This window comes from Streptomyces sp. NPDC057743 (genome assembly GCF_042798755.1).
In the GTDB taxonomy this organism is placed as follows: Bacteria; Actinomycetota; Actinomycetes; order Streptomycetales; family Streptomycetaceae; genus Streptomyces.
Map to the genome: position 1 here is coordinate 187,284 of NZ_JBHVJX010000010.1, position 26,593 is coordinate 213,876.

Consider the following 26,593-nt stretch of genomic DNA (forward strand, 5'->3'; position numbering starts at 1 on the left):
CAGCAGCCTGCTGAGCGGGACAACTCCCGTCTCGGCCCCCGCAATTCCGACGTGGTGTTGATCGCGTTCACGCGATGCTACGTCGGCTACGGCCGGACGCACCCCGTCCGCCCTGGAGGACGGCACACCCCCGTCACGCCGCGCAGCAAGGCGCCATCGGCTCGGGCCCGTTCAGCGGTGAGCCGGGCGTGCGAAGAGCGCGGTGCGTGCCGGTCCGGCGTAGCGCAGCAGGGCGCCCAGCCCGTCGTCCAGGGCCAGTTGGTGCTGCGGCACCACCACGAGGCTCGCGCCGGTGCGTACCGCGGCCCGGATCACGGCGGCGCGTGCGGGCCCGGCGTGGAAGCCGAGTGCGCCGTAGGGCTCCCGGGCCGCCTCGGGCAGGTCGCACGGCGTCGCGCCCGCGTCAACTTGGGCCTGTGCCGGGAAACTCATGGGCTCGTTGACCAGTAGGGCGCCGACTTGGGAGCGTCGAAGGGCGGTCACGACGTCGGTCAAGCCCTCGACGGCGCCGTGTCCGCTGGTCCGCCGGGCCAGGAACAGGTCGAGCCGGGCCAGGTCCGCGGAGCGGAGCTTCCCCTGGAACACCTCGGCGAGCTCCGTCTCCATCAGTGCCCTACCGGGCGGGGCCGGATATCCGTCGCCCTCGGTGGTGACCAGGCGCCGGCGCCACCGTTCGACCAGCCGGTCGGCCAGCACATTGCGGGCCCAGGGGATGCCGCCGAGCACGATCGCCTCGGCGTCGCCGCGCCTGGCCAGTTCGGCGACGCGGTCGGCGATGGGCCGGGCCCCCTCGGACCAGCCGACGGCCGGGCCGCGCATCCGGTGGCAGTCTCCGGGCGCGACGGTGCTGCTCGGCCACGCCCCGGCCTGGAACGCCACCTCCAGCCGGTCCGGGGGCTCCCCCTGCAAGCCCGGCAGGCTGTGCACGGTGGCGGCCACGTAGCGGATGTCCGGCGCGCACTGCAGCGCCAACGGCATCAGGTCGGGCAGCGCGTCGAAGGTGGCCTGGTCGCGCTCCGGCGGCTCGGGCAGTTCCTCGGTCAGCACCACCTGCCCGCCGTGGGCGACGATGGCCTGCCCGTGGCGTCCGGCGATCTCCCCGTCACTGCCGGCGACCGCGGCCAGCGCGTCCACCGTGGCGGCGTCCGCGCCCTGCTGTGTGAGCTCCGCGCAGACCCGCCGCCGGCGGAGTGCCAGCGTCCGTTCCGATGCGTCGGTGTCCCGCGAGGTGTCGAGATAGGCGCAGGCATACGGTCCCCCGGTCGCGTACACCGCGTTCAGGAAGCCCAGTTCCACGATGCCTCCCCGTACTGAGACGTGCCGCTACCTGCCGTTTCATCCCTCCCAGTACAGCCCTGGGGCCGCGGCCCCGCTCGCCGAGACGGCTCGTGCCTGGTGAGGGGCGCTTTGCGGACCTCGGGCGGGGCAGCCACAGACATCCCATGTCACCGTCCGTGAGAACATTCCCCGCGGTGTGCATTGATCCCTGCGCCGTGCATCTGCGCCGGTTCCCTGTGCATCCGCGTGGGTTCGTGCGCTTACCCACGCGCCTGTTTCCTTCTCCGCCTGTTTGTTTCTGTTCTGTTCTTGATCTCTGTACTCGATGCCGATCCTGGAGGGGACGATGTTCGCGATTTGCCTGGGTGCCGACGGCGCGGAGCTGCGCCGGCTGGAGCCGTGGCACGCCGAGGAGTTCCTGACCCACATGAATCGGGGCCGGGAGTACATCGGTCAGCACATCGGGCTGCCGGACGCGGTCACGGACCTCGCCACGAGCCGCTCGTACCTCCAGTCGTACGCGGAGAAGGAGGCGGCCGACACGGGGCGGATCTACGGCATCTGGACCGGGGGCAAGCTGGTGGGCGGCGTCCTCTTCCGGACGATGGACGTCGCGCTGGGCACCGCCGAGGCGGGCTGTTGGCTGGAGCCGTCGGCGGCCGGCAAGGGGCTGGTGACCAGGGCCGCCCGCGTGATCATCGACTGGGCCGTCGAGGAGCGGGGCATCCACCGCGTGGAGTGGCTGGTCTCGACGGCGAACGAGGCCAGTATCGCCGTGGCGCGACGCCTGGGGATGACCAAGGAGGGCGTGCTGCGGGAGGTCTACCCCTACCGGGGCAAGCGGCACGACATGGAGGTCTGGTCGGTGCTCGCGCCCGAGTGGCGGGCGGGCAAACAGGCGCGTTGAGGCGCCGCCGGGCCGGGCCGTTGGCTCCCGTCACCCGTCACCCGTCACCCGTCATGATCGGCAGGCTCGGATCAGGGCGTCCAGCAGCCCGGCCGGGTCGTGCAGGGGGCGGGCGCCGTCGGTGACAACGCGCCGTGTGCCGGGGTCGACCGGGTCGGTCCGCGCCCAGTGGGGAGAGCCGATGTTGATCTCGACTTCCAGGCCGGAGGCCAGCGCGTAGCGCCGTTCGCTGATGGGCCCCCAGGCCCGGGTCCGCACCAACTCCCCAAGGGCGAGCCCCTCGGCCCAGCTTCCGTCGGCGTATCGGGACCGGTCCGTCGTGAGCAGGACGAGGTCGATGTCGGAGTCGGCACGCGCGGCGTTGCGGGCGTACGACCCGACGAGGAGCAGGCCGACGATGTCGAGGCGGCCGGCGGCCCAGTGCGTGATGCGGCCGGTGATCTCCCGCATTTCGGCGGCGCGTTGCGGGGACGGCACGCTCCGGCCGTTCTCCGACTGTTCGGCGTGGTACGTCACTTGGGCTCCCAGGGCCTGGTCACCCGGAGGGGCGGCTTCCACCGCATACAACCACGGGTTGACGAGGGACCAACCCGAGGTCTGACGACGCCGTCCAACTCCCCCACTACGTTCGTTTCTTGAGACGAGATCAAGCCGACATTCGGATGCTGAAAGGGCGGGGGCGGCATGTGGGGCGAACGGGCGCGTAGGGCGGATACAGCGGACCGGCAGCGGAGAGCGTGGCGTGGACGCTGGGCGCGGTGGCTGGCGACGTTCAGCACCGGCATGGTCGCGGTGGCCGCAATCCTGGTCACGGCCGGCCCGGCCCAGGCCATGTCGGGTGGTACGCAGGTACCGCAGCCAGGCGCGGCACCGTGGTTGGCAACGCTGGCGCTGAAAGGCGACGCCCCATTGCTGGATCGCGCGTCCTGCGGCGGGGCGCTTGTCGCCCCTGACCGGGTGCTCACCGCCGCGCACTGCCTTGACGGCGCGGATTTCCGGCGGGTGGAGGTGCACATCGGCTCCGCCGTGCTGTCGCGGGATCCGGGCGCCGTGCGGGACATCCGGGGCGTCACCCCGCATCCCAAGTACCGGCTTCTGCCCTCCCCCGTCGATCCCGGTTCCCCGGAACTCTCCTCGGCGGCCTACGACATCGCGGAAATACGACTCAGCAGCCCGGTGCCCGGCGTCACGCCGCTCGCTCTCGCCCCGCACCGGCCGGCTCCCGGCACCCGCGTATCGATCTTCAGCCATGGCACGACGGCCGCGCCGGACCCGGCTCGACCGGGCCGGGAGATCCGCGGCGACGTGATGCGCCGCGGCGACCTCACCGTCCGCACCCATGCCCAGTGCGCCGCCCAGACCCCGGCGGTCGTGGACGAGGCATCGGCCTTCTGCGCCCGCGACATACCCAGCGGCCGTACGACGATGTGCTTCGGGGACAGCGGCAGCCCGCTGGTCGTCCAGGGGCGGCGCGGCCCGGAGTTGGCCGGAGTGTTCAGCTTCGCTGGTGAGACGGCCGGGAAGGTCTGCGGGCAGCCGGCCGACGCCGCGTTCGCCGACGTTCCGGCACTCGTTGGCGGCCTCGGGTAACGCCCGGCTCGCCCACTTCAGTCAACACACTTGCCTGACAGAGGAGTTGTCGAACCAGAGCCCGCATCAGGATTGGCTGCCTCAGCCGAACCGCGGGCCCCGTCGGGCCGTTGATCACCGTCGCCCAAGCCACCAAGTCATCACGCTGCCGAGCCGTCAGAGCACCAGACCGTCAATCACGCCGTGCCCAAAACAAGGCGTGCCCGCCGTCGCCCTCCGGGAGGAAGTCCTCCCGTTCGACCGTGAGGCCGGCCCCGGAGATCCACTCGCGGCAGGTGGGTGCGTCCGCGTGGCTCCACCACATGGTGCTGCCGCTGCCGAGCCAGTTGCCCTCGGTGCCCGTCCAGGCGCCGGATCCCGTGGTGGCTACAAAGCACCCTCCCGGACGGAGCCACTGGGCAATGTTGCGTAGCAGAGGGGGCTGTTCGGCCAGCGGTACGTGGATGAGTGCGTAGAAGGAGACGACGGCGTCGAAAGAGGCAGGTTCGAAGGCGGCGGTGACGGCATCGGCGTGCAGGAACTGCGCTTGCGGCACACGCTCACGGGCACGGCGGATCTGCACTTCACTGATGTCAATGCCGGTGACGCGGTAACCGGCGGCGGCCAAGGTGCGGGCAACCGGCACTCCGCTGCCGCACCCCAGGTCCAGTACGGTGCCACCGGCCGGAATCCGCTCGCGCAACTCGTCGAGCAGGGCTTGGTACTTCGTCTCGGCACCGTACGCCTCGTCGTAGCGGTGAGACGCGGCGTCGTAGCCACGCCGCACGATCTCCTTGGGGCCGTCGCTCGCCATACCCGAGACGTTAGTTGCCGCCCGCCGTCACCGCTTTGAGTTCTTCGAGCAACTCCCGGATGAGGTCGGGAAGTTCCTGGCTCGCGTCTTCGCTGATCCAGCGTTCGAAGGCGACCTTGAAGACGGCCACCCCCGCCTCGGCGGTCAGGCTGGCGGTGGGGTCCTTGACGCCACGTTGGCGCAGGGTGTCAGCGAGGGCGGCGGACAACGAGGCCAGTTTGATCAGCTCGCGTTCCTGGAGCTCCGGGTTGGCGACGATGACGGCCTGCCGCCGCAGGACGCCGTCCCGTCGCCCTCGGAACTGTGCGGCGGCGGCGTCGAGGGCCGCGGCCATCGCGTCGATCGGCGCCGCGTCGTCGGGGGCTTCGATGACGGCGTGCACGAAGAGATCTTGCAGGGAGCCGGCGTTGGCGAACAGCACCTCGCGCTTGTCGGCGAAGTGCCGGAAGAACGTCCGCTCCGTCAGTCCCGCGCGCTTGGCGATCTCCGCCACGGTGGTCTGTTCGTAACCGTGCTCGTTGTAGAGATCCAATGCCGCCTGTTCAAGCCTGCCGCGCGCGTTGGGCTCCCATCGACTCATGCTCCGCATCCTACGTGATCACGTCGACGCAATGACAGTGACTGACATCGGTGCTACCGTTGATGTCAGTGACTGACATCGATCCGTCCCGCGGCGCCCCCTGCGCACCCCGGGGCGATTGAGCACTAGGAGGTCTTCTCATGCGTGTATTTGTCACCGGCGCTTCCGGCTTCATCGGTTCCGCCGTCGTTCCCGAGCTCATCGGCGCGGGCCATCAAGTCGTCGGACTCGCGCGTTCGGACGCCTCGGCCGAAGCGTTGACCGCCGCCGGTGCCGCCGTGCACCGCGGCTCCCTTGAGGATCTCGACAGCCTGCGCGCCGGCGCCGCGGCGGCTGACGGAGTCATCCATCTCGCCTTTATCCACGACTTCTCCCAGCACGAGAACGCCGCGCGCATCGACCTGCGCGCCATCGAGGCGATCGGTGCCGAACTGGAAGGGTCGAACCGCCCGCTGGTCATCGCCTCCGGAACGGTCGGGCTGCCCTCCGGTCATGTGGCGACCGAAGACGACTTCCCCGTACCGGGTTCCGTCGCGTCGACACGAGGGGCCGCGGCACAGACCACCCTCTCCCTCGCCGAGCGCGGCGTCCGCTCCTCGGTGCTACGGCTCCCTCCGTCGGTCCACGACGAGGGAGATCACGGTTTCATCCCGGTACTGATCGGCATCGCCCGCGAAAAGGGCGTCTCCGGGTACATCGGCGACGGCTCCAACCGCTGGTGCACCGTCCACCGACGCGACGCCGCGCGGCTGTTCCGCCTGGCGGTGGAACAGGCGCCGGCGGGGTCGGTGCTGCACGGGGTCGCGGAGGAAGGCGTGCCGGTCCGCACGGTCGCCGAGGTCATCGGGCGGCATCTCGGCGTGCCGACGGCCTCCGTGAGCCCCGACGACGCGGAGCGGCACTTCGGCTGGTTGGGGAGGTTCCTCACGGCCGACGTTCCGACGTCGAGCGACAAGACCCGCGCACTCCTGGGGTGGCAGCCGACCCACCCCGAGCTGATAGCCGACCTAGAGCAGGGCCACTACTTCCGCACCGATCGCCGCTCTCCGCAGTAGCGGTAGGGGTAGAGGTAGCGAGCGCCTCGGCGGTCGGACAGCGCATCGCCTCCCACGCGACCCGAGCCCCTTGGGGCGCGTGGGAGGCGGATCATGGCGCGGTGCGTCAGTTGGTGCAGCTGTCGAGCATGGAGGACAGGGCCTTCTTCTCGGCGTCGGTCGTGGTGAGCTTCCAGATCGACTTGATGTGGGTGTAGTCCTTGGCGTAGGTGCACCAGAAGCCGTGATTGGTCGGCTTCCAGTCCGCCGGACCGCTGTCACTCTTGGAGCTGTTGGAGGACTCCGAGGCGATCAGCAGCTGGGGGTCCTTCAAGTCGTTGCCGAACGCCTTGCGTTGGTCGGCGGTCCAGCCGTCGGCGCCGGAGCGCCAGGCTTCGGCGAGCGGGACCATGTGGTCGATGGTGGCCTGGGCGACGTCGGTGACAGTGGCGTCGTCGTACGCGGAGTACCACGAGCCACTCGAAGGCTGGCAGCTACCGGGCTTGTCCTGGACGTCCTTGCCGTCGCGGGCGAGGACCTCTTGGCGAGTGGTGCAGCCGTCGGGCTGCTTGGCCCATATGGAGAACTTGTCGCGGGCGTAGCCGTCCATGGAGTGCGGGGCGGCCACCTTCAGGGCGGCCAGTTCGGCGCGGATCGTCGACGTCGACGGCGGGGCCGGCGGATCGGCCAGCGCAGGGGCGGCGGTCACACCGACAACGATCACGGCAGCGGCCGACAGGCCCAGAACGGCGCGGGGCATCAACGTCTCCTGGAATGTGGGGGGGTTGGAGAGACACCCTTCGAGGAAAGCGCAGCGCCGGCGCCGAGCGCTACGCGCGTTGAATGGACATGACAATACCTTTCCCTTCCCATTACCATCCCTTGAACAACCGGGCCGGCATCACGCGTGAGCCTCGATCACCCCAACTCGCTGCATACCGATGGCCGTTGGGAGACACGAAGACCCTTGCAACGGTTCCGTTCGGCGAGCGGTCACACGCCCGGACAACTGACACAGCGAGGGGGGCGATCAGATCGGCGTCCTGGTGCGGGTGAGTTGACCTGCTCGCCCAGGAGCGTCGACGCCCAACCACGGCCCCAAGCCCCACCGCCCCCCGTTACCTTTTTCGTGGCTCCGCAATGGGGCGTCCGGACTTCGGGTTCTCGATCCGCGGCGAACAGCCCTCCCGGAAAGGAAACAAGCAGCTCAAGCGAGCTTTCCTCCCCTTCGTGATGCGCCGCGACGGCACCTTCTACGAACCCCAACCCACAGCGCCCGGGTGGGAGTTCAGACCACCGATCGGTCAGCTCGCTGGTCGAAGCCGCCGACGAGCGCCGCAAGCCGCTGGTCATAGTCAGGCGCGAACAGCTCAGGAAGCGCTTTGTCCAACGTTCCGGCAATCCGATGGATCGTCGCCCGGACCGCCGCATCATCGACAACCCGACTGAGCTCCGTCATCTGGAGCTTCTCCAGCCAGTGCGACAGCACCAGCGCCTCGTCACTCGTCACTCGTCACTCGTCAGCTTGATCGTGACCTGGCTATCACCCATGCACACCACTACGACTCGGCCCCCACCCTCGACCACACGAACCTACTGGCTTCGACCTTGGCCAAACGCATAGAGGCATCCCCCGAGCCTCAAGGGCCCTGAGCGCGGCCGATGCGTTCGCGGCACTTTCCTCGCCAAGCCTCAGCAGTCGTCACCAGGCCAGCATCCGAACACGTTCAAGTTCCGTGGTGGCACGGGAGGCCCGCGCCGCGGTCGGGCCGAAGTCCGGGCGAGGTCGGAGCGAGGTCGGGCCGGTCTATGGCGGGTGGGATCGTTCGCAGGCCCCGTCTGCTTCTTGCCCACTGATTTCTTGCCCACTGATCGCGCGGGACTCGCGGTGGTGCGCGGGTGACCGCAACGGTCAATTCGCGTGCCAACGACACGAACCGCCCGTCAGGCGGCACTTCGGCGCGCGGTCACCTCGATCTCGATCTTCATCCGGGGGTCGGCGAGGCCGCACACCTGCATCGTGGCGGCCGGCCGCACCGGGCCGAAGTGGCGGCGGAGCACCGGCCAGCAGGGCTCGAAGTCCTCGCGTTCGGGGAGCAGGTAGCGCACCCGCACCACGTCGGCGAGGGTGCCGCCGGCCTCCGTCAGTGCGGCCTCGATGTTGCGCAGGCACTGCTCGGCCTGCGTCACCATGTCGTCGGAGATGGTCATCGTGGTGTAGTCGAAGCCGGTCGTGCCGGACACATGAATCCACTCTCCGTCAACCACGGCGCGGGCGTAGCCGATCTGCTCTTCGAAGGTCGAGCCGCTGAGGATCGCACGTCGTCGCTCTGTCATGTGCCAAACCGTAATGGGGCCCGCCGACGGTGCCGCGGGTGCCCTCGCCCGTGCTGGTTGAGCCTGCTGAACGAGATGCGGAGATACGGGGATTCAGCGATTCAGGGATGCGGGGACTCGGAAGTAGCGCTGGCCCTGGGTCACGGCGGCGCGATGGAGGGATATGCCAAACCCCCCGCCGGAAAACGGATCCGGCAGGGGGTTAGGGGGTTGGGAGTTGTTCCAGCGGTGCGATCAGGGGCGCTTTGTGGGTGTGCGGACGGCGCCCTCGCCGCCGGCGAGTTTCCATTCGTGGTTGAGCGGGCCGAGCGGGATGCTTCGTTCGAAGAGTGGGGTGCCGAAGATGTTCAGGTGGGCCCAGAGGTCGCCGGAGAGGTCAACGCCGCCGTAGGCCGCCCACTTTCCGACGAGGGAGCCGGTGCCGTTGGAGGTTCCGGTGGCGGTGCCGGTGACTTCGGCGCGCAGGTAGGGGGCGAGTCTGCCGGTGACGCCGACGGTGCCGTAGAGGCCGACGCTGGCTTCCGCGCCGAGGGCGGCCTTGACCTTTCCGGCGGCCGTCGCGGTGGCCGTCAGCGGGGTGCCGTGCATGTCGGCCTGGGCAACGGGGGCCCAGCCCTTGGCGCGGCTGTAGGAGCCGCCGACCTGGAAGTGGCCCTTGATGTCCTGTTTGACGTCGACGCTTGCCTTGCCGTCGGCATCGATGTGGAGGTAGCAGGTGAGGTCGAGGTTGACCACGACCGGCACCACGCCGCCGATCCATACGACGGGGTCGGAGTGCAGCTTGGCGAACGGCAAGCGCAGCGATTTGCCGCCGGCCGCCTGCCCCTTGAGTTCCCACTGTGAGGCCCAGTTGCCGGTCAGGCCGACCGAGGCGGTGCCCGGGGTGCCGGTGGTGGTGCCCTTGCCGTCGTAGGAGAAGTCGACCTCGGGCTTGAGTTGGACGAAGCCGGAGGCCGAGGCGGCGGCGGTGCCCGCGGGCGTCTGGGCCGTGGGGAGCGCGGCCCGTACGTCGAGGCGCAGGTTGCCGAGCGGCAGGTGTGCGCCCTGGGGCCCGAAGCGGACCGTGCCGGTCTTCGCCCAGGAGACCTGGACGTTGGGGGCGATGGGCTCGACCTTCATGGTCGAGGGGTCGACGGGTATCCGGCCCTTGGCGGTGGAACCGCCGAGCAGGGCGCCGAGCGTGGCCGGGGTGGTCTTGACCTCGGTGCCCTGCTCGGTCTTGCCGACGACCTCGGTGACCTTGGCCAACGCACCGCGCGGCGCACCGGCAACGGGAGCACTGGCGAAGACGTCCCCGACCGCGACCGGCGCCGGCGGCTTGGACGTTGCGGGCTGGGAAGTCGAAGGCTTGGGGGTCGGGGTCTTCCCCTGGCCCTCCTCCGGCCCCTCCCCTTGGTCCTTCCCCTTCCCTTGCCCCTCCCCCTGCTCCTTGCCGTGGCCGTCGTCCCGGTTTCCACGTTCCGCATCCCGGTTCCCGTGCCCGCCACCGGTTTCGCCGGTGCCCTTCGACGGGGTGCTGCCAGCCGGCCCGGCGATGACGGCCCGCCCGCTCTTCGCGTCGAAGGTGACGATCTTCAGCGACGACTTGGCCGCCGGCCGGCCACCCGTGCCCGGCTTCGCCACGGCGCTGGGTGCGCCCGAACCAGTGGGCGACGCGGCGTCGGTGGGCGCCGCGGCCACCGCGAGCGGCGCGTCGGCGTCCGCGCTCTCGGCGGTGATCGACGAGTCCTTGCCGTCGCCCTTCCCGTCCGTGGGGGTGTCGGACGAGCCCTGCGAACAGCCGGTGATGACGAGTAAGGACGTGGCGGCGAGGGCCGGCAAAACGGCACGTCTGATGGTCTTGAGCACAGTTGGCCCCTCGGGAGCATGGTGTGGGGGAGGCCGGAGGAAGGCGACACTCCGGCCACGCGATCACTCGCGGGATAGTTGGCATGATCGTGGCACAACTCGTATGCACACAAGATCAATTAGCCGGCCATATCGCGATGATCTTGGTCACATCGGCGATGAGGGGAAGCGCCCCGATGAGGGGCAACGCCTCGACGAGCCCCAGACGGCACCACAGCCGAGGTTCCGAGGTTCCGCGCGATGCCCGGCACAAGCAAGTTCCCTCGCCCGCGCCGGGCACCCGCAGCACGGCGCATCACGTCGCACTACGTCGCGTCAGGTCGTGCCATCAGGTCGCGTCAGGTCACGCCATCAGCTCGCGCCAGCTCGCGTCACAGCACGAGAAGCACCGTCAACCGCCGTGGCCCGTGGACGCCTTGGACCCGGATCATCTCGATGTCGGCGGTGGCGGAGGGGCCGCTGATCCAGGTCAGCGGGCGGGACGGGGCAAGGCGGCCGATGGCCTCGGGCATCGCGGAGTGCGCCTGGGACTCGCGGACGACGCAGACGTGGAGGTCGGGCAGCAGGGTGGGGGCGCGCCGGCCCTGGCCGGGGCCGCCGTCCAGGACGAGGGTGCCGGACTCGGCGATGGCGGCCGCGCAGGTGGTCACCACCGCGTCGGTGGCGTCGAGTTCGGCGTGCGTGAGCGGTGGGGCGTCGCGGCGGACGAGGCCGTACCACTGGGCGAGCCAGGCGTCGGGCAGCCCGTCGGGGGCGACGACGGAGCGCGCCGCCGCCAGGGCGTGGGCCACGGCCGCCGGCAGGTCCGCATCGGCGACGCGGCGCACTTCGGCCCCGTATTCCGTCAGCCGCTCGATCAGCAGGGCGAGGACGCCTTCCTGGTCTCCGGGCGCCACCGCGGGGGCGTGGCCCAGGTAGGAGCGAGGGATGTGAGTGGGGTCCCGGGGCAGGTCGGCGGTGGCCTGACGGATCCGGCGCAACACGGTCTCGCGCGAGCTCACTTGGTGCCTCCTTCGGTCCGCTTCCACCAACTGCGGAAGGACTCCTTGGGGATGTCGGGCAGGGCGCGACTGTCGGTCCAACCGCGCAGCGGGCCGGGCAGGTTCATGTCCTTGGGTATGAGGCGACCCGCGGTGCCCGCGGCCTTGACGGCGGCGTTCCACAGCGGGCCGTGGTCCATCACGCCCTCGACGGCCTTCAGGGCGACCTTCTCCGCGCGGTGCTTGACCTTGGCATCGCCCTCGGCGACATCGTGGCGCAGCTTGAGGAGGACGTCGGTGAAGCGGATCTTGACCGGGCAGACCTCGTTGCAGGCGCCGCACAGCGAGGAGGCGTACGGCAGGGAGGCGGTCTGCGGGTCGTCCGCGCCCTTGAGCAGCGGGTTGAGGATCGCACCGATCGGGCCCGGGTAGACCGAGCCGTAGGTTTGGCCGCCGGTGCGCTCGTAGACGGGGCAGATGTTCATGCAGGCGCCGCACCGGATGCAGCGCAGCGCCTGGCGGCCGACCGGGTCGGCGAGCGCGCGGGTGCGACCGTTGTCGACGAGCACCAGGTGGAAGGCGCGCGGGCCGTCGCCGTCGGTGACGCCGGTCCAGGTGCTGGTGTAGGGGGCCATCCGCTCGCCGGTGGCGCTGCGGGCCAGGAGTTGGAGGTAGACCTCCAGGTCCTGCCAGGTGGGGACCACCTTCTCGATGCCGACGACGGAAATCAGGGTGTCGGCGAGGGTGAGGCACATCCGGCCGTTGCCCTCGGATTCGACGATGCACAGGGTTCCGGTCTCGGCGACCATGAAGTTGGCGCCGGAGATGGCGACCTTGGCCTTGAGGAACTTCTCGCGCATGTGCAGCCGGGCGGCTTCGGCGAGTTCCTCGGGGTCGTCGGTGAGGTCCTCGGGGGCGGGGCGGCCGTGCCTGCCCATCTCGCGCGCGAAGATGTCGCGGATCTCCCTGCGGTTGCGGTGCAGCGCCGGGACCACGACGTGGGAAGGCAGGTCGTCGCCGAGTTGCACGATGGTCGCGGCGAGGTCGGTCTCGCGGGCGCTGATGCCGGCCGCCTCCAACGCGCCGTCCAGCCCGATCTCCTCGGTCAGCATCGACTTGACCTTGACGATCTCGGTCTCGCCGGTGTCCTGGACGAGGCCGGTGACGATGCGGTTGGCCTCCTCGGCGTCGGCGGCCCAGTGAACGGTCCCGCCGGCCGCGGTGACCTTCTCCTCGATCTGCTCCAGGTACGTGTCGAGGTGGGCGAGCACGTCGTCCTTGAGCGCGGCCGCGGTGTCCCGCAAGTCCTGCCAGTCCGGGCGCTCTTCGACCAGTGCGGCACGTTTGGTGCGGATGGTGTGGGTGGCGCGGCGCACGTTCGCGCGCAGTTGTTCGTCGGCGGTGGCGGTCTCGGCGGCCTTGGGGAAGGTGGGCCAACCCATGAACGTCTTGCTCATCGCAGTGCTCCGTTCTGCGCCACCGGCACGCCCGCGAGCGGGCCGTCGGCCTCGGTGCGGGCCAGGATCTCGACCAGGTGCATGGTGCGGACGGCGTGGCCGTCCTTGGTGAGCCGGCCGCCGATGTTCATCAGGCACGAGTTGTCGACGGCGGCCAGGACGTGGGCCCCGGTCTCCAGCACGTGCCGGGCCTTGTCGCCGTTCATCGCCCCGGAGACGGCCCCGTTCTTGACCGAGAAGGTGCCGCCGAACCCGCAGCACTCCTCCTGCGCGGGCAGTTCGACGAAGTCGATGCCCCCGACCGCGCGCAGCAGGCGGTACGGGCGGTCGCCCAGCCCCATCGCCCGCAGGCTGTGGCAGGTGGGGTGGTAGGTGACGCGGTGCGGGAAGTGCGCGCCCACGTCCTCCACGCCGAGGGTGTCGGTGAGGTACTGCGTCAACTCATGGACGCGCGGGGCGATTTCGCGCACGTCGCGGAGGAGTCCGGCGTCGCCGGCGGCCTCGGCCGCGCTCTCGTACGCCTCGGAGGGGAGCCCTCCGCAGGAGGCGGAGGGCACGACGATCTCGTCGTACTCGCCGAAGACCTCCACGAAGTGGCGGGCCAGCTTCGCGGTCTCCTTGCGGTAGCCGGTGTTGTAGTGCATCTGCCCGCAGCAGCTCTGCTGTTGGGGGAAGTCCACCGCGACGCCGAGCCGCCGCAGGAGCGTCACCGCCGCCTGGCCGGTACCCGGGTAGAGCGTGTCGTTGAGGCAGGTCACGAAGAGGGCGGTGGGCATCGCGTCTCCTTGTTCGGCGAGGGCGGGAAGTCGGGCATGTGGGGCGGCTTTCGTGAGGTGCGGTGACTGCGTGCGGTGGCTGCGGGGGACCTCCGGAGGTCAAGGCGATCGCGCCGCGGTGCCGGCGTTCTCGGGCCGGCCAGCGGCTACGCCCCGGCCATGCCCACCGAGCGCCGCGCCCGCCGCCCCACTCGCCGACCAGCGGCCCGGCGAGGGAGCGGAGGGGGCGCACATCACCATGATGGACGTAAGCATAGACGGAAGATTAGGTGGATGCGTGCGGCGAGGGGGCACAATGGGTGCCATGACACCGTCGAAGCCGACCGCCGACCGCGCATACGCCCACGTCAGGGAGGGTCTCCTGGACGGCCGCTATCCGGGCGGCGAGCTGCTCTCCGAACGCGGCGTCGCCACCGAGCTGGGCCTGTCCAACACCCCCGTGCGCGAGGCGTTCCTGCGCCTGCAGGCCGAGGGGTTCCTGCGCCTCTACCCCAAGCGCGGCGCGCTGGTCGTCCCCGTGACGCCCAGCGAGGCGCACGCCGTCCTCCAAGCGCGGCTGCTGATGGAGCTCTTCGCGCTGGACGCGCTGGCGGCGCGCGGGCCGGAGGCGATGCGCGCGGCCGCCGAGGCGCTGCCGCAGGCCGAGGGCGACGCCTCGGACGACACCTCGCCCAAGCGGGCACTGGACGTCGCCCGCGCCTTCCACACCCAGCTCGTGCAGGCCGGCGGCAACCCCGTCCTGGCCCGGCTCTACGAGAACCTCTGGGACCAGCAGATCCGCATCGCGGCAGCCTCGACCGCGGGCCCCGGCCACGCCGCCGACGACCTCGACGAGCACGCCGTCATCACCGAGGCCCTCCGCCGCGGCGACGGCCCCACCGCCCGCGAGCTGCTCACCCGCCACGTCTCGGCGGTCCTCCAACGCATCGGCCTCGCGGGCGGTTCGACCCTGCTGCCCCCTGTGGCGTGACCTGTTGCCCGGCGCGGCGCCGGCATCAGCACCACCTTCGTGATCAAGCTCACCACACTCGTCGAGGCACGGCCCCTGTGGCAGCGCGGTCCGCGGGTAGCCTCCACAGCAACGCGTACCGGGCGGGCGCCCGCCGCCCGTAGGAAGGAGCACCAGCGTGCGTATCGCGGTTCTCGGCGCCGGCGGCGTCGGCGGCTACTTCGGCGCCCGTCTCGCGGCGGCGGGCGCCGACGTCACCCTCGTCGCGCGTGGCCGGCACCTCGAAGCCATCCGGCGCGAAGGGCTGTTGGTCCGCAGTGCGTTGGGGGACGTCCGCACCGCGCCGGACCGGGTGGTGGGCAGCGTCGACGAACTCGGGCCCACGGATCTGGTCCTGGTCGCCGTCAAGCTGTGGGACACCGAGGAGGTGGCCAAGCAGCTCGCGCCCCTGGTCGCCCGGGGGACCGCCGTGCTGTCCCTACAGAACGGGGTGCAGAAGGACACCGTGCTGCGGCGTCACCTCCCCGAGCGGGACATCGTCGGCGGCGCCTGTTTCATCGCCGCCCACATCGAGGAGCCCGGCGTCGTCGCGCACACCGGCACGCTCCAGAAGATGGCGTTCGGCCCCTACCAAGCCGACCGGCGGCCCCTGGCGGAGGAGTTGCTCGTCGCCTGTCGTGCCGCCGGTATCGAGGCCGAGATCAGCGACGACATCGCCCGGGTGATCTGGCAGAAGTTCGTCTTCCTCATCGGCCTCTCGGCCACCACCGCGGCCGTGCGCCGGCCGATCGGCGTCATCCGTGAGGACCCGCGCACCCGGGCCCTGCTCCGTGACGTGATGGCCGAGACGGTGGCGGTGGCCCGGGCGTCCGGTGTGGCACTGGACGAGGCGTTCGTCGACGACCGGTTGGCCTTCGTCGACACCCTGCCCGCGGCCATGACCGCCTCCATGCACCACGACCTGGAGAACGGCAACCGCCTGGAACTTCCCTGGCTCAGCGGTGGAGTTGCTGACATGGCCGCCGAACTGGGCATCGCGGCGCCCCGCAACCAGACCATCGCCGATGTGCTCGCGCCCTACACGCTCGGGACGCCGCGGGGCTGACGGCCACGGCCCGGTGCCGCATGCGGTATCAACCGTGCGGCGACGTAGGCGGCGAGCGCGGTGGAGGCGAGTTCCCGGGGCCCAGGCCGCCGTCGAGGTAGGCGGTGGCCGTCGCTCAGGTGGCGTGCCAGCCGGACCAGTTGGTCACCGTCACCTCCACCACGGGGCCCTCCGGCGGGCGTTCCGCGTACTGCGTGCGGTACTTCGCCGTCAGGAGTCGTACATGGCCCGCGGAGGTCTCCGCGTCGGCGGCCGGTGGCAGCACGGTGGCCGTGCCGTCGGCCCGTGCCCACCACAGGCGGTCCCAGTCCTCGGCGTAGGCGTCGACGAGGAGGGAGACCGCGGGGTTGGCGAGGATGTTGGCCAGGCGCTTGAGCGCGGTGGTGCGCTTGGGCTTGTGGTCGACGGCGAAGGTCAGGGTGTCGCCGGTGAGGACGAACACCACCGGCACCAGGTGGGGGCGGCCCCCGGCGTCGACGGTGGCGAGGCGGGCGACGCGGGAGTGCGCGAAGCACTCCCGGGCCCGCTCGGGTGTCATCGTCGGCACGACCGCCCCGTCCGCTCCGCCAGCCACTCCCCCGGCCTTCTCACTGGAAGCGTCCGGCGACCTCGGCGAACCGGTCGAGGTGTCCCAGCGTCTCGGGCTCCGGGACCGTCGGCAGGTAGAACAGCAGGCGTTCCACGTCGAGTTGTGCGTAGCGCTCGATGACGTCGGGGTCCGAGGGGACCGCGTAGACGGTCACCGGCACGTCCCGGCCCGCGGTGCTGCGCAACCGCTCGATCTGTGGCCCGAGTTGGTCGGGTGAGGCGCTGTTGGCCAGCCAGGCGTCGCCGAGGGCGGCCACCCGGGGGAAGGCGCCCTCGGCGCCGCCCACGTAGAGGGGCGGGTGCGGCCGTTGGACCGGTTTCGGCCAGGAGTAGACGGGGTCGAAGTCGACGAACTCCCCGTGGAATTCGGCCTTCTCCTGGGTCCACAGCTCCCGGATGGCCCGCAGTCGTTCGTCGACCAGGCGGCCGCGGGTGCGAGGGTCGGTGCCGTGGTTAGCCATCTCCTCGCGGTTCCAGCCGATACCGATGCCGAAGATCGCCCGCCCGCCGGAGAGCAGGTCCAGCGAGGCCACTTCCTTGGCGGTGGTGATCGGGTCCCGCTCGACCACCAGCGCGACGCCGGTGCCCAACAGGAGCCGCTCGGTGACCGCGGCGACCGCGGCGAGCGCCACGAACGGGTCGAGGGTGCGGTAGTAGATCTCGGGGAGTTCGCCGCCCCCGGGGTACGGGGTGCGGCGGTCCACCGGGATGTGGGTGTGCTCGGCGATGAACAGGGAATCCAGTCCCCGCTCTTCCAGGGCGGGTCCGAGCGCGGTCGGCGCGATGCCCTGGTCGGTGAGGAAGGTCGAGACACCGAACTTCACAGCGGCTCCTTCGGTTTGCGGTTCCTCGGGGTGCGGTGCGCGGCCCTTGGCGAGGTACCCCGCCCGCCCCCCGGGCCAACAGTCCGCCCCGCCAACCGGGCGATCGGCGTCGAGGGGCGGGGAGCGGTGCGGCGCCCGTTGATGAGGCCGTGCGGTCAGTCCGTGAGGTAGTCGTGGATGGGGTGTACGGGGGCGAGGGTGAGGTCGGTGAGGAGGTGGCTGGCCGAGACGACCTCCAGGACGGGCAGGTCGGCCAGCGGCGCCATGACGTGGGCGTCGAGTTGGAGGCGGGCGGGGCCGGTCCAGGCGCCCTTGACGGTGAGGTCGGTGATCTCGGTGCGGACCAGGTCGCAGACCCGCGGCTCACCGCTGTAGTTGGGGACGATCTTGACGGCGTAGGTGGGCACGGTGATCTGCGCGCGGGCCGCTGCCGGGTCGAGGGGCTGCCACTTGTAGGGCATGGTCGCGGTGGCCACGCGCTGGCTGCCGTAGTCCAGCGTGCCGACGAGGGCGCCGTGTTCGACGAAGAGGGCGGGGCTGCCGGTGGTCTTGGGGTAGGCGCTGAGCTCCCGCCCGGCGGCGGTGGCGCCGAAGTTGTCCAGGTGCATGGCGTGCAGGTATTCGCCGTGTTCGGCGCCGTGGCGGACCGGGATGACCTGTCCGCACTCCAGGTAGGGGCCGAAGCCCTCGACGTCGCCCATCTTCATGATCTCGAAGCGGACCAGTGGTTCGTCGATCTCCAGCGGTTCGGGCACCACGGCGCGGAGCGCGTCGGGGTCGGTGCGGTAGACGACGTTGAGGTATTCGCGGTCGGTGAAGCGGGTGGCGCGGGGCGGGTAAACGGGCGTGGTCAGCGGGGTGCCGAGGTGGCGGCGGACGTCTGCGGGGTGCATCGGGGTTCTCCTGGGGTCGGTGGCGGGGTGGCCCGCGCATTTACATACACCATGTATCGGATACATTCTGTATCTGATGGCTGGTTGCCGCAAACCCCGTGGCGGCCCGCCCGGCAACAGCGCCGTCGGCGCCACCACACAGGAGGAAATGCCATGTCGTTCACGCTTCCCACGGACATCCACCGCCGGCCGGTCGCCGTCATAGGGGCGGGCACCTTGGGCCGACGGATCGCCTTGATGTTCGCCACCCGCGGCGGTCAGGTCCGCGTCTACGACCCGTCGGCGGAGGCCGGGCAGGCGGCCCGGGCGTATGTCGCGCAGCACGTGGTCACGACCGCCGCCGGCGTCGAGGGCGGCGAGCCGGGCGCGGCGAGCGCCACCACGGATCTGGCCGTGGCCCTGGCCGGTGCCTGGCTGGTGGTCGAGGCGGTGCCCGAGCGCCTGGAGCTGAAGAAGCAGATCTTCGCGGAGCTGGACGCGCTCGCGGACGCCGATGCGATCCTGGCGAGCAACTCCTCGTCGTACCCGACCAGTCAGTTCGTGGACCGGGTGGCCCGCCCCGAGCGCGTGCTCAACATGCACTTCTACATGCCGCCCCGACAGTCGGCGGTGGACCTGATGTCCAGCGGCCACACGGACCGGGCGGTGATGGACCTGCTCCTGGCGGAACTGCCGCACTACGGCGTCTTCCCCTTCGAGGCGCACCGCGAGAGCACCGGCTTCATCTTCAACCGCATCTGGGCGGCCATCAAGCGCGAGTCGCTGTCCGTCGTCGCCGAGGGGGTGTCCACGCCCCAGGACGTGGACGCGATGTGGCGGGTCAACACCGGCCTGTCCGCAGGCCCGTTCCGGGCGATGGATCAGGTCGGCCTGGACGTCGTCCTGGACATCGAGGACCACTACGCGGCGGAGAACCCCGCCCTGCCCACCGGGCCGCGCGAGGTGCTCCGGCGGTACGTGGACGCCGGCCACCTGGGCGTGAAGACCGGGCGCGGCTTCTACGACGACTACGCTCGGCAGGACTGACCGCGATCGACCGCCGCCCCGAGGGCGGCACCGAAGGACCCCGCCGTGCCCAAGTCACCCACCAAGCGCCGCCCCCTGACGCGCGCCGCCCTCACCGAGAGCGCCTGGGCGCTGTTCACCGAGAAGGGGTTCCACGCCACGTCGATCAGCGACATCGTGGAGCGCGCGGGACTGACCCGGGGTGCCTTCTACTCCAACTACCGCGACAAGGAAGAGCTCTTCCTCACCCTCTACGACACCCACACCGACCGGCTGCTGGCGGAACTGAAGGACGCCGCGGAGCATCCGGAAGCGGGCAAGCACCCGTTGGTCCAGCTCCAGGAACGGATCGCGGGGCGAACCCGGCAGGAACGGCAGTGGTTCCTGGTCTCCATGGAGTTCACCCTGCACGCGGCGCGCAACCCGGCGGTCGCCGAACAGCTCGCGGTCCATGAGGAGCGACTCACCGCGGGCCTGACGGAGGTGCTGTCCGCGGCGCTGGCCCGGACCGGTGCCCTGCCGGCCGTTCCCGCCGAGGAGTTGACCCGTCTGCTCGTCGCCCTCTTCGAGGGCCTGACCGCCCAACGGCTCATCCACGGCACCGCACATCGCACCGACGACCTCGTCCCGCGCGTCATCCATGCGCTCACCAGCCCCGCGCAGCCGGCCGGGGACGGCAACGAGGGCGCCGGGGCGTAACGGACCGGGCGGGGCCCAACGGCCCCTGGGTGACGGCGTGGACGCCAAGTCACCGCCTCCGCACCAGGATTGCGGCGGTCGCGCGCCGTCGAGGCCGCCGACCGGCGCATTTTCGTGCGAACACGCCGGGGCGCAGGACGGGTTCACAAGCGCACAACCTCGTAAGCTCTTAGGTAACGCAAGAGAGCGGCTCCCCAGTGGAACCGCCAGTTCTCCGCGTTTCACGAGAGGGGCTCCAGATGCAGACCATGGAGGAGCGTCCGTCAACCACCCGCCGATTCCCCAACCCGTGGCGCCGTTACGGCCGGCTCGTCGCCACCAACTTCCTGCGCGGCGCGTCCTACACGTTGGGCACCGCGGTCATCGGCCTCGTGACGTGGTGGGCACAGAACCGCTAGTGCGGTAGGGCCGGCCCACTTGGTCAGCTCACCCGCCGGTCCTCCAACGGGGCCGCGCGCAGCGCCGTTTCGGTGGTCTGGGGCAGGTGCGGGGTGTGGTTGACCAGTCGGGCGGAGTTGCCGACCACCGCGATGCTGCTGGTGTTGTGGAGCAGGGCGGCGAGCACCGGGTTCATGGTGCCGCCGGCGCCGGCGATCAGGCCGAGGAGGTTGACGCCGATGGCGAGACCGTAGTTCTGGCGGACCACCCGCAGGGTGTGGCGGCTGAGTTCGACGACCGCGGCGACCTGCCGCAAGTCGTCACCGGGCAGGGCGATGTCGGCGGTCTCCAGCGCCACATGGGACGAGTGTGCACCCATCGCGATGCCGACGTCGGCGAGGGCCAGTGCGGGGGCGTCGTTGGTGCCGTCGCCGACCATCGCGACGGTGTGGCCCTCTGCCTGGAGGTCGCGGATCAGTTGGAGCTTGCCCTCGGGCAGGGCGTGCGCGTGCACCTCGGTGATGCCGAGGGTGTCGGCGACGACCCGGGCGGTCTCGGGCGCGTCACCGGTGAGCAGGACGAGCCGGGCGACGCCGAGTTCGGTGAGCTGCCGGACCACGGTGGCGGCGCCGGACCGCACCGCGTCGGAGACGCCGAGCAGGCCGATCAACTCCTCGTCGTGGGCGATGCAGATGACCGTCTCGCCGCCGGCGCGCAGCTGTTCCGTCCAGCCCTGGGCCTCCTCGGTGAGCTCGACGCCGTGCCGGCGCAACAGGGCCGGGCTGCCCACCAGCAGCCGGGTGCCGTCGAGTTCGGCGCGCATGCCCATGCCGAGGACTACCTCGCACGCCTGGTGGATCGGGGCGCGCAGGTGCTGCTGCTCGGTGTGCGCGACGATCGCCTGGGCCAGTGGGTGGCGGGCGTGCAACTCGCCGGAGGCGGCCAGGCTCAGGACCTGGTCGGCGGTGTAGCCGGCGCTGAGGGTGACCACGCTCGTGACCAGAGGGCGGCCGAAGGTGAGGGTGCCGGTCTTGTCGAAGACGACGGCGGTGACCCGGCCGACGCCCTCCAGGTGCGTGCCGCCCTTGATCAGGGTGCCGCGCCGGGCACCGTTGCCGATGGCGGCGCTGATCGCGGTGGGGGTGGCCAGCCCGGCGGCGCACGGGCAGGCGACCAGCAGCATGGTCATGGCGCGGCGGGCGTCGCGGCTGACGGCATAAGTCAGCGCAGCCAGTGCGAAGGAGACCGGGACGAAGCGGCGGGCGAAGCGGGTCGCGACGGTCTGGATCGGCGCCCGGTCGGACTGGGCCTCCTCGACCCGGCTGATGATCCGGCCGACGGTGGTGTCCGCACCCACCGAAGTGGCGCGCACCGTCAGGGAGCCGGACGTGACGATCGTCCCCGCGTACACCTCGGCGCCCGCGCGGGCGTAGACGGGCAGTGCCTCGCCCGTGATCGCGGCCTGGTCCACGAGGGCGTCGCCGCCGGTGACTTGGCCATCGACCGGGATGCGGTGGTGCTCGTAGACGGCGACGACATCGCCGGGCGCGACCTCCTCCAACGCCACCTCGACCTCGACGCCCGCCTCCCGCACCAGCCAGACCCGCTCCTCGCCCACGGTGAGCAGTTCCGCGATGGCGCGCCGGGTGCGGCGCAGGGTCAGGGTCTGGAGGAACTCGCCGATGTTGAGGAGCCAGAGGACGGTCAGGGCGACCACGTTCTCGCGCAGCACCAGCGAGATCACGGTGGCCGCGGTGACGAGGGTGTCCGTCCCCGGGTGGCCGCGGCCGCGCAGGGTCCGCAGCGCGCCGCGGAAGAACGGGACACCGGTGAACAGGGTGATCGCGCCGAGGAGTCCGGAGGATCCGACGGCGAGGCGGGGGCGGCGCAGCAGTCTCCGCAACGCCACGACGGCGAGGACCGCGCCGCCGACCGCGAGCCGGGCCAGTTCGCCGGTGGAGGAGTCGGGGGTGGAGCGGGTGGCCCTGGCGGGTGCGGCGGCGGGCGGGGCGTCTTGCAGGGCGGCGACCAGACGGTCGATGTCCAGCAGATCCGGGGTCATCCAGATCACCACGCTGCCGGTGCGCGGAAAGATCCGCAGGGCCCGGAAGCCGCGCAGGCCGGTCAGCCGCTCGTCCACCAGGCCGGCGCTGCCCGGACGGGCCCGCACCCATGGCACGGTCAGTCGCGCCCGGCCCGCGGCGACGGAGCAGACCTCCACCCCGGCCATGGTCAGTGCTCGTGCCCGTGGTCGGAGTCGGGGCTCTCGGTGGCGACCGCGGACGGGGGCGGGACTTCCTCGCCCAGTGACGTGCGGGCCTCGGCCAGCACGTCACCGGCCTTGAGCCGGGCCTCCTCGGCGGCCGCCGCCAACCACCGCCCCGCGACGATCCCGCCGGCCACGGAACCCACAACTGCCTTGCGGACGGCGGGCTTCGCCTCGGGCAGGCGCTTGGCGGCACCCTTGACGATCAGGGCACCCACCACACCGGAGACGGCGTGGTGCGCGAGGCGTCCGGCGACGGTACCGGCGAGCGCGACGGGGTGCATCGGGGACTCCTTCCGTCCGAACCGGTCCTTCAAGTGTGCGGCCGAACGGCCTCGCGCGGCGAGCCGGGCGCCCGCGCCCTCGTTGTGCGCGCGGTGCGCCGAGCCGCCACCACTCGACAGCCGAGGTAGAGGGCGAAGGCAATGGTGGTGACGTAGGGGCTGACGGGGACGATGCCGCCGAGCGAGAGCAGGATGCCGCCCTCCATCGCGCACAGCGCGAAGACCACGCTCAACACGGGCAGCAGCAGCGGTGAGACGGTGATCCGGGCCGCCGCGGCCGCCGGGGTCACCAGGAGGGACAGCACCAGCAAGGCCCCCACGATCTGTACGCACAGCGCCACGGCCAGTCCCAACACCAGCATGAACCCCAGGGACAGCGCACGGACCGGAACGCCCCGCGCCGCGGCCACTTCGGGATCCACGCTGGCGAAGGTCAGCGGCCGCCAGACGACCGCCAGTGCGAGCAGCACCACCAGCGAGGTGCCGAGCAGCCAGGCGGTCTCCGGTGTGCTGACGGCGATGATCTGGCCGGTCAGGATGCCGAACTTGTTGGCCGCGCGGCCCTTGTAGAGCGACAGGAACAGCACGCCGAGGCCGAGCCCGAACGGCATGATGATGCCGATCACGGCGTTCCGGTCGCGGGCCCGGACGCCCAACAGGCCGATCGCCCCGGCCGCGATCAGGGAGCCGGCGATCGATCCGGCGACGACGTTCACCCCGGCCAGCAGCGCCGCCGAGGCACCGGCGAACGACAGCTCGCTGATGCCGTGGACCGCGAACGGCAGGTCCCGCATCACGACGAAGACGCCGGCGAGCCCGCCGACCAGCCCGAGCAACACCCCGGCGAACAGGGAGTTCTGGACCAGACCGAGCAGTTCGCCGTAGTGGTCGAAGTTGATGATCCCCGACCAGATCCCGGTGCCGCCCGCGCCGTCGGCGAGCAGCGCGCATCCGGCCGACGGCCCACTCACGAGCCCGCTCCCCCGTCCGCCTCGGCCGGCCCGTCGGAGTGCGCGTGCCCCGCAGCGCCCTCGGGCGCCCCGACCACCACGATCCGGTCCCCGGCCCGGACCACGTCGATCCGGGCGCCGTAGAGCTCCGTCAGCGCGCGGGAGGTCATCACCTCGTCCGGCGGCCCGATCCGGTGCCCACCGCGGGTCAGGTACAGGACCCGATCCACCAGCCGCAGCACGGAGTTGATCTCGTGCGTCACGAAGACCACGGCGGTGCCGGCGGAGCGACGCCGTTCACCGACCAGGTCGGTGACGGTGCGCTGGGACCTGAGGTCCAGGGAGTGCAACGGCTCGTCGCACAGCAGAATGCGCGGGTCGGTGGCAAGCGCCTGCGCCATCCGGACGCGCTGCTGCTCGCCCCCGGACAGCTGCCCGATCGGGCGGTCCGCGAACGCACCCGCCCCGACGGCGTCCAGCAGTTCGTCCACGCGGCGGTGGAGCCCGCGCCGGGCCAACGGTGGCCCCCAGCGGTGTCCGTCCAGCCCCAGGCGCACCAGGTCGCGGGCGCGCAGCGGGGTGTGCGCGGGCTGGAGGGTGTGCTGGGGCACATAGCCGAGTCGCGCATCGCCGCTATGGGGCGGCTGGCCGAGGACGGCGAGGGAGCCGCCGGTCAGCCGCTGCCGGCCGAGCAGCACCCGCAACAGGCTGGTCTTGCCCGCGCCGTTGGGGCCCAGGACGGCGAGGAACTCCCCGGGGCCGACGTCCAGATCGAGTTCGTGCCACAGCACGCGATCGCCGTACGCCAGACTCGCCTGCCGCAGGCTCATCACCGGCGCCCCGGGAGCATCGCCCGGGCCGGCCCGCCGGCCCGTCGCTCCCGGGAGCGGTGAGCGGAACTCCGCGCGTCTCATCGCCGCTCCAACGCGTCCGCGATCGCCGCGATGTTGGCCGACATCCAGCCGGGGTAGTGCTGCCCCCGGGGCAGGGTTTCGTTCACCGGGACCTCCGGGACGCCATGCTCCTTGGCCGCCGCCTCGACCTTCTCCGACGGCGGCCCGGACGTCTGCGCGTTGTAGACCAGCGCCTTGACGCGCTTGCCGGTGAACAGCGCGAGCGTCCGTTCCAGGGTGCGCGCGGAGACGTCATTGCCGTCCTCCACGGCCCGGCTGAAGTCGCCGGGCGTGACGTTCCGCAGCCCCATGGCCCCGGTCATGTAGAGCGGCAACGGCTCGGTGACCGCCACCGCCGCACCGCCGTGCTCCGCCTTGACCCGCGCCTCGCGCCGCTCCAACGCCGTCAACTCACCCTGCAACGCCGCCGCGTTGCGCCGGAAACGTGGCGCGTCCGCCGGATCGGCCTTCCCGAGGACACCGGCGATCCGCTCCACCAGTCTCCCCATCGACGGCAGGTCGTACCACACGTGCTCGTTGAGCTCCCGGCCCGCCTTCGGCATCCTGCCCGACACCCGCACCGCGTCGATGACCGTGGGCGAAGGGTTGACCGCGCCCTGCAAGAGCCTGCCGACGAAGTCGTCGTAGCCGCCGCCGTTCTCGACGACGAGCCGTGCCTTGGCCAACTCCAGGCGGTCGTAGGCGCTGGCCTGGTACGAGTGCGGGTCCTGCGCCGGGTCGCTGATGATCGAGTAGACCGTGACCCGGTCGCCGCCGATGGTGCGCACCAGGTCCCCATAGACGTTGGTCGAGGCGACGACGCGGACGGGTGCGCCCGAAGAGCCGCCACCACCTCCCGCACCGGAACCGGACGAGGCGGCGCACCCACCGGCCAACACCAGGACCATGGCCAAGGGGGCAACCGGCCCCATGGGGCCAACTCGGCCACGGACCAGGCGCATTCGCGCCACGCACATCCGCATCGCGGCCTCCCGTCGTACGGAGAGCCGAAACGGGTTTCGGTTCATTATCGGCCCGTCCCGGTCGCCCCTCCACCGCAGACCGGGCGCTTATCCACAGTGCTGGTTGCGGGGCTGCCGCATGCGACACAATCGCCGCATGCTGACAGTGGGTTCCGTGGTACTGGGTGTATCGGACGTACGACGCGCGGCCGCGTTCTGGACCGCGGCGCTGGGATATGCCCCGCGCGAGGAGATAGCCGACGACTGGGTGGTCCTGGTGCCGGTAGACGGGCCCGGCGTCCAACTCTCGCTCGGGCTCAGCGAGACGCCCGTGCAGGAGCTTCCGCGGGTCCATCTCGATCTCTACGCCAAAGACGCCGCGGATCAGGCCGCCGAGGTCGAGCGCCTGCTGTCCCTGGGTGCCGAGCGCGTCGACTGGGCGCACTACCCGGACGACGCCGATTTCGTGGTCCTGGCCGACACCGAGGGCAACCGCTTCTGCGTCATCGACACGGGGCATCCCTAGTCAGCGGGTAGCGAAGCCCCGTCGCGCACCATGGGAGAGCGCACGCACGGGGCAGTTCCCACGTTTCGCCACTCGATGCCCTGGGAGCATCCGGTGATCTTGCGCTCCGGTTCGCTCGTGTCGCCCCCGCAGACTCAGCCACGGCACCTCGCCCTGAGCTGGTGTCGCCACATCTCCTCGCTGGCAACAGCAGCCGCCGCGTAGTCGCCGTGAGCGCGCGCCTGCTTGCGCTTCTCGTCCCAGGACCGGCACTTATTGCAATCCGGGGTGGGGTTCGGGTCCAGCCCGGGGAGTTCGCGCAGCGTTACGGGCTCTTCCTGGGCACGGAATTCGTCAGGGATGTAGGTCACGGCCACCACTTCCGGCCGGTGTTCTTGCCGCTGTCGCTGCCTTCGCTCCGCTTGTTGACCTCTTTGGTCTTCCTGCTCACGTCGTCAGTCGTTCCGCTCACCGTCGCGCCGCCTCCAGAATCCGGCACAGGCGCTCGGTGTCCGTGTCGGAGAGGGGCGGGGGAACGACGTTGTCCACGCGGGTGCCGTCGCCCCTCTTCATGGTGGCGACGACCGGTTCAGCAGCGAGGAAACCGGCCGCTTGCAGCGCATCATGCAGGCGCTTGCACAACTCTTCGACCGTCAGTCGGGCCGGGACAGGGGTAGCACGCATACTCGCCTCCTTGGCTCTCAGTAGCCAT

The 26,593-nt window shown here is 71.1% G+C and carries 30 protein-coding genes; 9 read left to right on the forward strand and 21 right to left on the reverse strand.

Translation table 11 applies throughout. From position 1 onward, the window contains the following. Positions 1–171: 171 nt before the first annotated feature. The gene (locus tag ACFVFQ_RS14105) at positions 172–1,296 is read right to left on the reverse strand and encodes a hypothetical protein (RefSeq protein ID WP_383414172.1); all 1,125 of its coding nucleotides are present in this window, start codon (positions 1,294–1,296) and stop codon (positions 172–174) included. Positions 1,297–1,624: 328 nt separating this feature from the next. Between ACFVFQ_RS14105 and ACFVFQ_RS14110 the strand changes: the two genes are divergently transcribed. Next, positions 1,625–2,185, forward strand: a complete 561-nt coding sequence (locus ACFVFQ_RS14110; RefSeq protein ID WP_383414175.1) for a GNAT family N-acetyltransferase — start codon at positions 1,625–1,627, stop codon at positions 2,183–2,185. 51 nt (positions 2,186–2,236) lie between these two features. Here ACFVFQ_RS14110 and ACFVFQ_RS14115 read toward each other — a convergent pair whose 3' ends face one another. Continuing rightward, on the reverse strand, positions 2,237–2,701 hold the full coding sequence (locus ACFVFQ_RS14115; RefSeq protein WP_383414178.1) for a nucleotidyltransferase domain-containing protein: 465 nt from the start codon (positions 2,699–2,701) through the stop codon (positions 2,237–2,239). 315 nt (positions 2,702–3,016) lie between these two features. On the opposite strand from ACFVFQ_RS14115, the gene ACFVFQ_RS14120 reads away from it, so the two are divergent. Next, entirely contained in the window at positions 3,017–3,775 is a 759-nt protein-coding gene (locus tag ACFVFQ_RS14120) for a S1 family peptidase (RefSeq protein ID WP_383414388.1), read from the forward strand. 172 nt (positions 3,776–3,947) lie between these two features. Here ACFVFQ_RS14120 and ACFVFQ_RS14125 read toward each other — a convergent pair whose 3' ends face one another. Then, positions 3,948–4,568: a class I SAM-dependent methyltransferase gene (locus tag ACFVFQ_RS14125; protein WP_383414181.1), complete on the reverse strand. Its 621-nt coding sequence runs from the start codon at positions 4,566–4,568 to the stop codon at positions 3,948–3,950. A 10-nt stretch (positions 4,569–4,578) separates the two neighbouring features. Further along, on the reverse strand, positions 4,579–5,148 hold the full coding sequence (locus ACFVFQ_RS14130) for a TetR/AcrR family transcriptional regulator (RefSeq protein ID WP_383414184.1): 570 nt from the start codon (positions 5,146–5,148) through the stop codon (positions 4,579–4,581). Positions 5,149–5,288: 140 nt separating this feature from the next. On the opposite strand from ACFVFQ_RS14130, the gene ACFVFQ_RS14135 reads away from it, so the two are divergent. Further along, positions 5,289–6,203 (forward strand): SDR family oxidoreductase, encoded by a 915-nt coding sequence (locus ACFVFQ_RS14135; RefSeq protein ID WP_383414188.1) that lies wholly within the window; start codon positions 5,289–5,291, stop codon positions 6,201–6,203. Between the two features lie 106 nt (positions 6,204–6,309). On the opposite strand, the gene ACFVFQ_RS14140 is transcribed toward ACFVFQ_RS14135, so the two are convergent. The 7 genes from ACFVFQ_RS14140 to ACFVFQ_RS14170 form a co-directional block, all read right to left on the reverse strand. Beyond that, positions 6,310–6,942: a DUF1524 domain-containing protein gene (locus ACFVFQ_RS14140; RefSeq protein WP_383414195.1), complete on the reverse strand. Its 633-nt coding sequence runs from the start codon at positions 6,940–6,942 to the stop codon at positions 6,310–6,312. 528 nt (positions 6,943–7,470) lie between these two features. Continuing rightward, positions 7,471–7,692: a hypothetical protein gene (locus ACFVFQ_RS14145; RefSeq protein WP_383414198.1), complete on the reverse strand. Its 222-nt coding sequence runs from the start codon at positions 7,690–7,692 to the stop codon at positions 7,471–7,473. 434 nt (positions 7,693–8,126) lie between these two features. Further along, positions 8,127–8,519, reverse strand: a complete 393-nt coding sequence (locus ACFVFQ_RS14150) for a RidA family protein (RefSeq protein ID WP_383414200.1) — start codon at positions 8,517–8,519, stop codon at positions 8,127–8,129. 234 nt (positions 8,520–8,753) lie between these two features. Continuing rightward, complete coding sequence (locus ACFVFQ_RS14155) at positions 8,754–10,367, reverse strand: hypothetical protein (protein WP_383414203.1); 1,614 nt, start codon at positions 10,365–10,367, stop codon at positions 8,754–8,756. 371 nt (positions 10,368–10,738) lie between these two features. Further along, complete coding sequence (locus tag ACFVFQ_RS14160; protein ID WP_383414206.1) at positions 10,739–11,368, reverse strand: lactate utilization protein C; 630 nt, start codon at positions 11,366–11,368, stop codon at positions 10,739–10,741. Continuing rightward, the gene (locus tag ACFVFQ_RS14165; protein ID WP_383414209.1) at positions 11,365–12,804 is read right to left on the reverse strand and encodes a LutB/LldF family L-lactate oxidation iron-sulfur protein; all 1,440 of its coding nucleotides are present in this window, start codon (positions 12,802–12,804) and stop codon (positions 11,365–11,367) included. The genes ACFVFQ_RS14160 and ACFVFQ_RS14165 overlap by 4 nt, the downstream gene beginning before the upstream one ends. Beyond that, on the reverse strand, positions 12,801–13,580 hold the full coding sequence (locus ACFVFQ_RS14170) for a (Fe-S)-binding protein (RefSeq protein ID WP_383414212.1): 780 nt from the start codon (positions 13,578–13,580) through the stop codon (positions 12,801–12,803). The genes ACFVFQ_RS14165 and ACFVFQ_RS14170 overlap by 4 nt, the downstream gene beginning before the upstream one ends. Positions 13,581–13,884: 304 nt before the next feature. Between ACFVFQ_RS14170 and ACFVFQ_RS14175 the strand changes: the two genes are divergently transcribed. Continuing rightward, the gene (locus ACFVFQ_RS14175; RefSeq protein ID WP_383414215.1) at positions 13,885–14,550 is read left to right on the forward strand and encodes a GntR family transcriptional regulator; all 666 of its coding nucleotides are present in this window, start codon (positions 13,885–13,887) and stop codon (positions 14,548–14,550) included. Between the two features lie 157 nt (positions 14,551–14,707). Further along, the gene (locus tag ACFVFQ_RS14180; protein ID WP_383414218.1) at positions 14,708–15,634 is read left to right on the forward strand and encodes a ketopantoate reductase family protein; all 927 of its coding nucleotides are present in this window, start codon (positions 14,708–14,710) and stop codon (positions 15,632–15,634) included. A gap of 115 nt (positions 15,635–15,749) precedes the next feature. Here ACFVFQ_RS14180 and ACFVFQ_RS14185 read toward each other — a convergent pair whose 3' ends face one another. From ACFVFQ_RS14185 to ACFVFQ_RS14195, 3 genes are all read right to left on the reverse strand, one after another. Further along, the gene (locus ACFVFQ_RS14185) at positions 15,750–16,172 is read right to left on the reverse strand and encodes a TIGR03668 family PPOX class F420-dependent oxidoreductase (protein ID WP_383414393.1); all 423 of its coding nucleotides are present in this window, start codon (positions 16,170–16,172) and stop codon (positions 15,750–15,752) included. A gap of 49 nt (positions 16,173–16,221) precedes the next feature. Continuing rightward, positions 16,222–17,046 (reverse strand): LLM class F420-dependent oxidoreductase, encoded by an 825-nt coding sequence (locus tag ACFVFQ_RS14190; RefSeq protein WP_383414221.1) that lies wholly within the window; start codon positions 17,044–17,046, stop codon positions 16,222–16,224. A 155-nt stretch (positions 17,047–17,201) separates the two neighbouring features. Continuing rightward, positions 17,202–17,939 (reverse strand): acetoacetate decarboxylase, encoded by a 738-nt coding sequence (locus tag ACFVFQ_RS14195; RefSeq protein WP_383414224.1) that lies wholly within the window; start codon positions 17,937–17,939, stop codon positions 17,202–17,204. Positions 17,940–18,092: 153 nt separating this feature from the next. On the opposite strand from ACFVFQ_RS14195, the gene ACFVFQ_RS14200 reads away from it, so the two are divergent. From ACFVFQ_RS14200 to ACFVFQ_RS14210, 3 genes are all read left to right on the forward strand, one after another. Beyond that, complete coding sequence (locus ACFVFQ_RS14200) at positions 18,093–18,965, forward strand: 3-hydroxyacyl-CoA dehydrogenase family protein (protein WP_383414226.1); 873 nt, start codon at positions 18,093–18,095, stop codon at positions 18,963–18,965. A gap of 45 nt (positions 18,966–19,010) precedes the next feature. Then, positions 19,011–19,643 carry a TetR/AcrR family transcriptional regulator gene (locus ACFVFQ_RS14205; RefSeq protein WP_383414233.1) on the forward strand — a complete coding sequence of 211 codons (633 nt, stop codon included), beginning with the start codon at positions 19,011–19,013 and terminating at the stop codon, positions 19,641–19,643. 239 nt (positions 19,644–19,882) lie between these two features. Beyond that, positions 19,883–20,041, forward strand: a complete 159-nt coding sequence (locus ACFVFQ_RS14210; protein ID WP_383414239.1) for a hypothetical protein — start codon at positions 19,883–19,885, stop codon at positions 20,039–20,041. Between the two features lie 23 nt (positions 20,042–20,064). Here ACFVFQ_RS14210 and ACFVFQ_RS14215 read toward each other — a convergent pair whose 3' ends face one another. Genes ACFVFQ_RS14215 through ACFVFQ_RS14235 form a run of 5 tightly spaced genes read right to left on the reverse strand, consistent with a single transcriptional unit; the run spans position 20,065 to position 25,346 of the window. Then, positions 20,065–22,251 (reverse strand): heavy metal translocating P-type ATPase, encoded by a 2,187-nt coding sequence (locus ACFVFQ_RS14215; RefSeq protein WP_383414246.1) that lies wholly within the window; start codon positions 22,249–22,251, stop codon positions 20,065–20,067. A gap of 2 nt (positions 22,252–22,253) precedes the next feature. Beyond that, positions 22,254–22,571: a DUF1490 family protein gene (locus tag ACFVFQ_RS14220; protein WP_383414251.1), complete on the reverse strand. Its 318-nt coding sequence runs from the start codon at positions 22,569–22,571 to the stop codon at positions 22,254–22,256. Between the two features lie 29 nt (positions 22,572–22,600). Beyond that, on the reverse strand, positions 22,601–23,515 hold the full coding sequence (locus ACFVFQ_RS14225; RefSeq protein ID WP_383414397.1) for a metal ABC transporter permease: 915 nt from the start codon (positions 23,513–23,515) through the stop codon (positions 22,601–22,603). 23 nt (positions 23,516–23,538) lie between these two features. Beyond that, positions 23,539–24,435 carry a metal ABC transporter ATP-binding protein gene (locus ACFVFQ_RS14230; RefSeq protein WP_383414254.1) on the reverse strand — a complete coding sequence of 299 codons (897 nt, stop codon included), beginning with the start codon at positions 24,433–24,435 and terminating at the stop codon, positions 23,539–23,541. Beyond that, positions 24,432–25,346 (reverse strand): metal ABC transporter solute-binding protein, Zn/Mn family, encoded by a 915-nt coding sequence (locus tag ACFVFQ_RS14235; protein ID WP_383414257.1) that lies wholly within the window; start codon positions 25,344–25,346, stop codon positions 24,432–24,434. Before ACFVFQ_RS14235 ends, ACFVFQ_RS14230 begins: the two co-directional genes overlap by 4 nt. A gap of 187 nt (positions 25,347–25,533) precedes the next feature. Here ACFVFQ_RS14235 and ACFVFQ_RS14240 point away from each other — a divergent pair, with 187 nt between their 5' ends. Further along, positions 25,534–25,902 (forward strand): VOC family protein, encoded by a 369-nt coding sequence (locus tag ACFVFQ_RS14240; RefSeq protein ID WP_383414260.1) that lies wholly within the window; start codon positions 25,534–25,536, stop codon positions 25,900–25,902. 134 nt (positions 25,903–26,036) lie between these two features. Here the strand turns inward: ACFVFQ_RS14240 and ACFVFQ_RS14245 are convergent, their stop codons facing one another. Both ACFVFQ_RS14245 and ACFVFQ_RS14250 read right to left on the reverse strand, forming a co-directional pair. Further along, complete coding sequence (locus ACFVFQ_RS14245) at positions 26,037–26,252, reverse strand: hypothetical protein (RefSeq protein WP_383414263.1); 216 nt, start codon at positions 26,250–26,252, stop codon at positions 26,037–26,039. A gap of 97 nt (positions 26,253–26,349) precedes the next feature. Further along, positions 26,350–26,565 carry a hypothetical protein gene (locus ACFVFQ_RS14250; protein WP_383414266.1) on the reverse strand — a complete coding sequence of 72 codons (216 nt, stop codon included), beginning with the start codon at positions 26,563–26,565 and terminating at the stop codon, positions 26,350–26,352. Positions 26,566–26,593: the final 28 nt, after the last annotated feature.